General features: G+C 44.4%; 9 protein-coding genes and 4 tRNA genes. All 13 read left to right on the top strand.

Annotated elements, in window-relative coordinates:
- Position 1: 1 nt before the first annotated feature.
- A tRNA-Gln gene (locus KSP24_RS14115) sits at positions 2–76 on the top strand.
- A 6-nt stretch (positions 77–82) separates the two neighbouring features.
- Positions 83–154: transfer RNA gene (locus KSP24_RS14110), tRNA-Gly, on the top strand.
- A gap of 11 nt (positions 155–165) precedes the next feature.
- Positions 166–240, top strand: a tRNA-Cys gene (locus KSP24_RS14105).
- 11 nt (positions 241–251) lie between these two features.
- A tRNA-Leu gene (locus KSP24_RS14100) sits at positions 252–330 on the top strand.
- Between the two features lie 232 nt (positions 331–562).
- Complete coding sequence (locus KSP24_RS14095) at positions 563–1,120, top strand: TetR/AcrR family transcriptional regulator (RefSeq protein WP_216975464.1); 558 nt, start codon at positions 563–565, stop codon at positions 1,118–1,120.
- A 145-nt stretch (positions 1,121–1,265) separates the two neighbouring features.
- Entirely contained in the window at positions 1,266–2,492 is a 1,227-nt protein-coding gene (locus tag KSP24_RS14090) for an MFS transporter (RefSeq protein WP_216975462.1), read from the top strand.
- A 127-nt stretch (positions 2,493–2,619) separates the two neighbouring features.
- Positions 2,620–2,931 carry a LiaF transmembrane domain-containing protein gene (locus KSP24_RS14085; protein WP_016324716.1) on the top strand — a complete coding sequence of 104 codons (312 nt, stop codon included), beginning with the start codon at positions 2,620–2,622 and terminating at the stop codon, positions 2,929–2,931.
- Between the two features lie 88 nt (positions 2,932–3,019).
- Positions 3,020–3,688, top strand: a complete 669-nt coding sequence (locus KSP24_RS14080) for a PspA/IM30 family protein (RefSeq protein WP_040102898.1) — start codon at positions 3,020–3,022, stop codon at positions 3,686–3,688.
- 7 nt (positions 3,689–3,695) lie between these two features.
- Positions 3,696–4,181 (top strand): PspC domain-containing protein, encoded by a 486-nt coding sequence (locus KSP24_RS14075; RefSeq protein ID WP_013372999.1) that lies wholly within the window; start codon positions 3,696–3,698, stop codon positions 4,179–4,181.
- On the top strand, positions 4,181–4,885 hold the full coding sequence (locus tag KSP24_RS14070) for a PspA/IM30 family protein (protein WP_013372998.1): 705 nt from the start codon (positions 4,181–4,183) through the stop codon (positions 4,883–4,885). Before KSP24_RS14075 ends, KSP24_RS14070 begins: the two co-directional genes overlap by 1 nt.
- A gap of 147 nt (positions 4,886–5,032) precedes the next feature.
- Positions 5,033–5,680 (top strand): cell wall-active antibiotics response protein LiaF, encoded by a 648-nt coding sequence (liaF, locus tag KSP24_RS14065; RefSeq protein ID WP_013372997.1) that lies wholly within the window; start codon positions 5,033–5,035, stop codon positions 5,678–5,680.
- A gap of 16 nt (positions 5,681–5,696) precedes the next feature.
- Entirely contained in the window at positions 5,697–6,776 is a 1,080-nt protein-coding gene (locus KSP24_RS14060; protein ID WP_013372996.1) for a sensor histidine kinase, read from the top strand.
- Entirely contained in the window at positions 6,754–7,404 is a 651-nt protein-coding gene (locus KSP24_RS14055) for a response regulator (RefSeq protein ID WP_013372995.1), read from the top strand. The genes KSP24_RS14060 and KSP24_RS14055 overlap by 23 nt, the downstream gene beginning before the upstream one ends.
- The last annotated feature ends 8 nt before the right edge of the window (positions 7,405–7,412 follow it).

Raw genomic sequence — 7,412 nt, 5'->3', positions numbered from 1 at the left:
TTGGGGATTAGCCAAGCGGTAAGGCAACGGACTTTGACTCCGTCATGCATAGGTTCAAATCCTATATCCCCAGCCATCTTATGCGGACGTGGCTCAGCGGTAGAGCATCGCCTTGCCAAGGCGAGGGTCGCGGGTTCGATTCCCGTCGTCCGCTTTTTATACTCTGGCGCCATAGCCAAGTGGTAAGGCAAAGCTCTGCAAAAGCTTTATTCCCCAGTTCAAATCTGGGTGGCGCCTCCATAACTTAATATGCCGGCGTGGCGGAATGGCAGACGCGCTCGACTCAAAATCGAGTGGGAAACCGTGGAGGTTCGAGTCCTCTCGCCGGTATATATAGAAGGATGATAAAATGCTTTAATGCATTTTATCATCCTTTTTATTATTCGTATTCTTAACTTTGGCAACAAGATTAACTTGGATCCAGATGAGTGGAAGATAAGAACTTTGCAGAGATCCTTTTTAATTAGGTTTATATTTGACTGGGACTTTGAGGTTGTAGTAGGATGGTGGTACTGAAAAAACATTTATAGTTTATTAAGTGTAAGAGAAATGAGGAATGCATATGCAGGAAAGAATTTTGGAAGCTTTTGTAGAGGAAGTTCATGAGAATGGCTTGAAATTTACTATGGATGATCTTGCGAAAAGACTTGCCATCAGTAAGCGTACATTGTACGAGAATTTTTCATCTAAGACGCTTATTTTAGAGACACTGATTGAGCGTACAAATGATGATATGATTCAAAAGACAGAACAAATTATCCAAAACAATGAATTATCTTTGTTAGAAAAGATTAAACAGTCGATTAGGGTTATGCCGCTGTATTATAAGTTTTATGATTTAAGAATATTAGACCAGATGAAAAAATATTATCCTGAGCAATGGAAAAGAGTACATGCTGATTTAAATGATTGGTCTCCGATTAGATCATTAATTCAGGAAGGTATCCGAGAAGGAATTATTGTGAACAAAAATGAGGCTCTGATCATGAAGCTTATTATTGATTCAGTAAATTTAACGCTTGATCAGCGTTTCTTTCTGGATAACAGTGTGACGGTAGAGGAAGCAACTTATTCCATTGTAGATATATTGTTATTTGGGTTAGTCGAAAACCAAAAATAGCCTAATAATATGTGCATATTAAAAGAGGCTATTTTTTTATGTGAAAACTAATAAAACAATTAGAGTTTTTTTGTTTTTGAAGTTGGGATACTGAAATTAACTATTGATAAATAAAAGGGGTTCTGAAAAGGAAGGATGGAAATATGTGTCTATACTGACAAGAAATCGGGGAGCAATGCTGTTATTGATGCTTAACATTTTTTTAGCATTCATGGGGATTGGATTAGTTGTTCCTGTTTTACCTAAATTTATAAGTGAGCTAGGGATGAACGGTTCTTCAATGGGACTGATGGTTGCAGCTTTTGCGTTGACACAGCTTTTATTATCACCGCTGTCAGGAAAATTATCTGACCGTTATGGACGTAAAAAGTTGATTGTTTCTGGAATGTTCATTTTTATGCTGTCAGAGCTTGTTTTTGGACTGGCGAGTTCCGTCCCTACTTTGTTTGTTGCACGAATCATGGGCGGGGTAGGGGCAGCGTTGCTTACTCCTTCTATTATGGCCTACGTCGCTGATGTGACCTCGTTTGAAGAAAGAGGCAAGGGTATGGGGATGATTAATGCAGCGATTAACACAGGCTTCATAATCGGACCAGGGATTGGCGGTTTGCTTGCTTCCTATGGAATACGTATTCCCTTCTTTGCGGCGGCAGGTGCTGCAGGGATAGCGGCTATTTTGTCTCTGCTCGTGTTGCCGGAGTCTTTGAGCAAGGAAAAGCAACAGTACAATAGAGAGCTTCCGCGGGAAAAAGAAAACCTTTTACAGCAATTTGCGAAGTCCTATCAATCTCCGTATTTCATGGGCTTGCTCATTGTATTTGTCGTTGCTTTTGGATTGGCAAATTTTGAAACGGTATTTGGACTGTTTGTTGACCATAAATATGGTTTTACACCAATGGATATTGCCATCATTATAACGACAGGCTCTATTTTAGGAGCAGTTGTGCAAGCAACTATATTTGGTTGGATCATTAACCGTTTTGGTGAGAAAAAAGTAATTCACCTTTGCTTGGCTATTGGAGGACTGTTTATTTTCCTAACTTTATTTGCTGAGCAGTACGTGATGATTATGCTGACGACTTTTATCATTTTTCTGGCTATGGATATCCTTCGCCCGGCAGTAAGCACTTCTCTATCGCGGCAGGCTGGGGATGAGCAAGGGTTTGTAGCGGGTATGAACTCGTCCTATACCAGCTTGGGGAATGTCATTGGACCGTTAATTGCGGGACTGCTGTTTGATGTTCATATTAATATGCCATATATGGTTGCAGCGGTAGCTTTATTTGCTTGTCTCGTCCTCTCACTACGCTCTAAGCATGCAGGAAAGCGGCACTCAACATCCCTTGCAGCAGAGCAGCATAGAGGAGGATAGCCGCAGGTCTATATCCATCCCCGACTTAGGTCTAGGTTCAAAAACCGTCTGGGGTCCGTTTTGCCAAACGCTAGGTCAGCGTACAATAAGGACATAAGCAAGACACAGTGAAAGGCGGTGAGAGATGATGAGAGTTAACAAAGGGAATGGGTTAGCCATTGTACTGATCGTGTTGGGTTCGATTATGCTGCTCGGTAAGTTTACTCCGTTTTTCGGTCACTTTGTAGGACATCTGATTGGTTACTTAATTCCGATAGCCATGGTTATGCTGGGGTACTACGGTGTGAAAAGAGGAAATGCACTCTTCGGCTGGATCGTGCTTGTGCTCGGGGTACTGATTTTGCTGGGCAAGCTATCCTGGCTAATTGGACCACTGCTGGCAATCGGGTTAATCATATTTGGTGTATCTATGCTGAGTGACCGTAGAAGTCGCTACTGAATGTGACAGTTTGAGGATGAAGAATAATGTACGAAAGCAAAGAGCAAGAAATGATGAAAATACGAAATTGTGAAAGGAGTAGACGCCAATGAGTGTTTTTCGAAGAATGCGTGATATTACGGTAGCAACCTTCAATGAGCATTTGGAACAAAGCCAAGATCCGGTACAACTCATTGACCAGTTCCTATATAATACCCGGCAGGAAATCGCCGAAGCGGAAAAGCTTCAACAGCAGTATGCAGTGCATACAAGACAAATGAAGCAGCAGTTGGATCATGCATTGTCCATGCAGGCCAAACGTGAGGAACAGGCGCTTCTGGCTTTGAAAGCAGATGAAGAACACGTCGCAAAGCTAGCCCTTCAGGAAAAAATGCTGTATGCAGAAAAAGAAGAGCAGTATAGAGAACTGTGGGAACAGAGCCGTGAATCATTACGTGAATTGGAGCAACAGCTGGATACATTAAAAACAGAATACCAGACGGTACACAGTAAGCGTCAGTATTACGCTGCACGTGTACAAACGTTAAGACTCCAGCAGCAAATGAACGAACGGGCAGGTACATACGGCGGACGAAATGTTCCCCGAATGTTCAACCGCTTGGAAGACCGGGTAGCTGATATGGAAGCAGAAACGATGAGTCTGCGTGAATTGCGCCGGGGTGAGGAGTATACAAGGGATGCTCACACCGGTGGATCGCTGCTCGAACAAGAGTGGGCGAGACTGAAAAGCAAGCTGAACAACAGCGGGAAGGAGTAAGTAAATTATGACCCGAATTTACCGATCAAACCGGGATAGAGTATTAACTGGAGTATGTGGCGGTCTTTCTGACGCAACAGGAATGGACTCAACTTGGATACGTATTTTGGTTGTGATCAGTTTCTTTATTACAGCAGGCACCACATTTATGATTTATGTGATTGCAGCGTTGGTTATTTCCAAGGAACCAAGATCTCCTTACGACGGAGGATTTGGTCCAGATAGTGGTCCCTATACCCATCAAGATCCACGCTATTATGGCGGTAGTAGTACTAGAACGCAGTATGGACAAGGAACTGGTTACAATCAAGGCGGAGCATACGGCAACTCGAACCCGTTTGGTCAGGATGCCCGCTATTCATCCAAATTTAATACAGGGCACAACAGTGATCTGGATTCCATGATGGAAGATATCGAGAAAAAAGCAATGAAAAAGGAACTGGAAGAGTTACGTAAAAAAGTAGAGCAATTCGAGAAGGGAGAACGTAAATAATGGGAATTTTTAAAAGAATGAAGGATATGACAAGAGCATCGGTGAATGAAATGTTGGATAAAGTTGAAGATCCGATTATCATGTTAAATCAGTACTTGCGCGATATGGAGGCAGAAATTCACGAGGCTGAGGTAACGGTCGCCAAGCAAATGGCAAATGAGCGTCGTATGAAACAGCGTTTGGAGGAGGCTGTGCGTGTATCCAATGAGCGCGAAAAGCAGGCTGAATCTGCATTGCGAAATGGCCAGGAAGAAGTAGCACGCAAGCTACTGGGCGAGAAGGTTTATTTTGTGCAAAAGCAGGATGAATACCGTGACTTGCACACTCAAGCCGAGCTCCAAGCCAAAGAACTGGTACAGCAGCTTCATGGAATGAAGGATGAATTCTACAAAATGCGCAATAAGCGTAATGAGCTGGTATCTCGTGCTCAAATGGCAAAAGCCAAAAAGCAAATGTCGCAAATCAATAGTTTGCACACGATTGAAAGCGGGTCTGCTTCGCTGGGCTTCCACCGCATGGAGGAAAAAATCATGCAAATGGAGGCAGAAGCTGACGTACTGCGTGCCCCTTATCGTCAAGCACCGGGAGAGGCATATGTTAATCCCGCAGAAGCTGAAAAACAATTTAAAGTGGATGAGCAGCTTCAACAATTGAAGTCCAAAATTCAGGCAGGTGCTAAACCTGTAGATATGAAGAAGGACTAACTACTCGGAACCCAAACATTATGATATGCTGTATAGATGGACACTGACCAATAACAGTGCTCAATCTGTACGGTTCGGAAGCCATATGGCGATATATTTCGCCACTATGGCTTTTCCTTCCGATATAAACAAAAAAGGGGGTGCAGCATGGAGAAAAGAAAATCAGCCTTGGCACTGGCAGGGATTGGCATCGGGATTATCATTTTATTCGGTCAGTGGATTGGGTTCCTCTCCGTGTTTGCACTGATCCTAATGTTGGCCGGAATATATAAGATCCGCAATTCCAAAATCAAAAAGGGCTATACGATGCTTGCCATCGGTGCCGGTCTGCTGGTGCTGGATCATTTGTTCTTGTTTGTAGTGATCACATTGGCTTCGCTGGCTGTGTTCTATTCACGTTCCAGGAAGCTGCATAAAGGTCAAAGCTCCATATTCAAACACAATTTCATATCCAATCATAAATGGGATGAAGTGCCATGGAGCTTGCGCAGCACAAGCATATGGCATGTGGTTGGTGATGTGGATGCCGATTTGACGCTCGCTCTTCCAGAGGAACGTGAGCCCGTCATATTTTTACAGGGGATCTTCGGTGACATTGACATCACGCTGCCGGATAATTACGGTGTAGAGGTGGAGATGTTCGTATTGTTCGGTCAGATTCAGTTCGACCGGGATCATGAGGCGGGGATGCTCAATCGACTGGTGTGGAAGTCTCCTCATTTTGAACAGAGTGAATATAAAGTGAAGTTTGTCGTTTCGTACTTGGCGGGCGATGTCCGTATTCGATTTTATTGAACCAGGAGGAACCGGGATGAATCACAAAAAAACGTCCAACATGGTAACCCGCAGTATGGGTGAAGGTATCCTCCTGTGTGTTGTTGTGGGCGTAGTTGTCTTTTATATGCTGTATACATATGGATATGTGAAGTCGTTCCCAACCTGGGGAATGATACTGAAAGTAGCAGGAGCCGTTATACTGGTGTTGATTGGTACAGGGGCAATGTACGGATTTTATGAAAGTTATCGCTTTAAAAGCAGACTGGAAATGTTGAGAGAGACATTGCTGATGTGGGAAAAGGGAACCCCTGCACGTGAGTTGCCACCTCTAGGGCATGATGAGCTTGGCAGACTAGGAGAGCAGTTGGAACGAATCGGGCGTAAATGGCAGGAACAAGTAACGTCTTTACAACGATTATCTACGGATAATGCTCAGTTAGCAGAACAGGCACGGATGACTGCGATTGTGGAGGAACGGCAGCGGCTGGCCAGAGAGTTACATGACGCAGTATCGCAGCAATTGTTTGCTATTTCAATGACAGCGACGGCTGTGGGTAGGACGCTGGACAAGGATTTTGATAAAGCGCAGCGTCAAGTTGCATTAATTGAAGAAATGTCCTCCGTGGCACAATCCGAAATGCGGGCGTTACTACTTCATCTACGGCCTGTCTATCTGGAAGGAAAACGGCTTGAGCAGGGTTTGCGTGATTTGGTACAGGAATTACAGGCAAAGGTACCGATGGAGATTGATTTTGAGATGGAAAGCGGAGTACAGTTGGTTAAGGGCATTGAGAATCACTTGTTTCGCATTGTTCAGGAAGCGATGTCTAATACATTGCGTCACGCCAAAGCAACTCGTATGGAAATTCGTATTGTGCAACGCCCGGATTCCATTAGGTTGACGATTCGGGATAATGGTATTGGTTTTGAAATGGATGAGAAAAAGCAGACATCATATGGATTATCCACCATGCAGGAGCGGGTCAGTGAAATTGGGGGAGCTATTCAGTATATAACGGCTCCGGGAAAAGGGACACGGATCGAGGTGTCTGTGCCAGTTATTTATGATGAAAGCGGAAGGAACGATGATCATGGAAACGGAATTACCGATTAGCGTACTGCTGGTAGACGACCATGAAATGGTGCGGATCGGGCTTGCGGCGGTGCTGGGGACAGAAGAAGGGATTGAAGTGGTCGGCGAGGCCGGAAGCGGAGAAGAAGGCATACGCTTAGCATCAGAGTACAAGCCAAATGTGATTTTAATGGATTTGGTCATGGATGGCATGGATGGTATCGAAACGACACGCCAAGTGACACGCCTGCTTCCAGAGACAAAGGTGATTGTACTGACGAGTTATTTGGATGATGAGAAAATGTATCCGGTCATTGAGGCAGGGGCATTCAGCTATTTGCTTAAAACGTCTCGTGCTTCCGAGATCGCGGATGCGATCCGTGCAGCTGCACGTGGACAGTCCGTACTAGAGTCGCAGGTGGCCTCTAAGATGATGAATCGGTTTCGCCAGCCACAGGCTGAAGCGCCCGCACATACGGAGCTAACAGATCGTGAGATGGAGGTTCTTCGCTTATTGGCACAAGGGAAGTCTAACCAGGATATCGCAGATGAACTGATTATCGGGATTAAGACGGTAAAATTCCATGTCACGAACCTTCTCGCCAAATTAGGAGTGGAAGACCGCACACAGGCGGCAATCTATGCTTATAAGAACGGCTTAGCAGAGTAAATTGTAAA

It is taken from the genome of Paenibacillus sp. AK121 (assembly GCF_019042715.1).
GTDB lineage: Bacteria > Bacillota > Bacilli > Paenibacillales > Paenibacillaceae > Paenibacillus > Paenibacillus polymyxa_C.
Note: the sequence above shows the minus strand (reverse complement) of the source record. Positions and strands in the feature narration are given on the sequence as shown.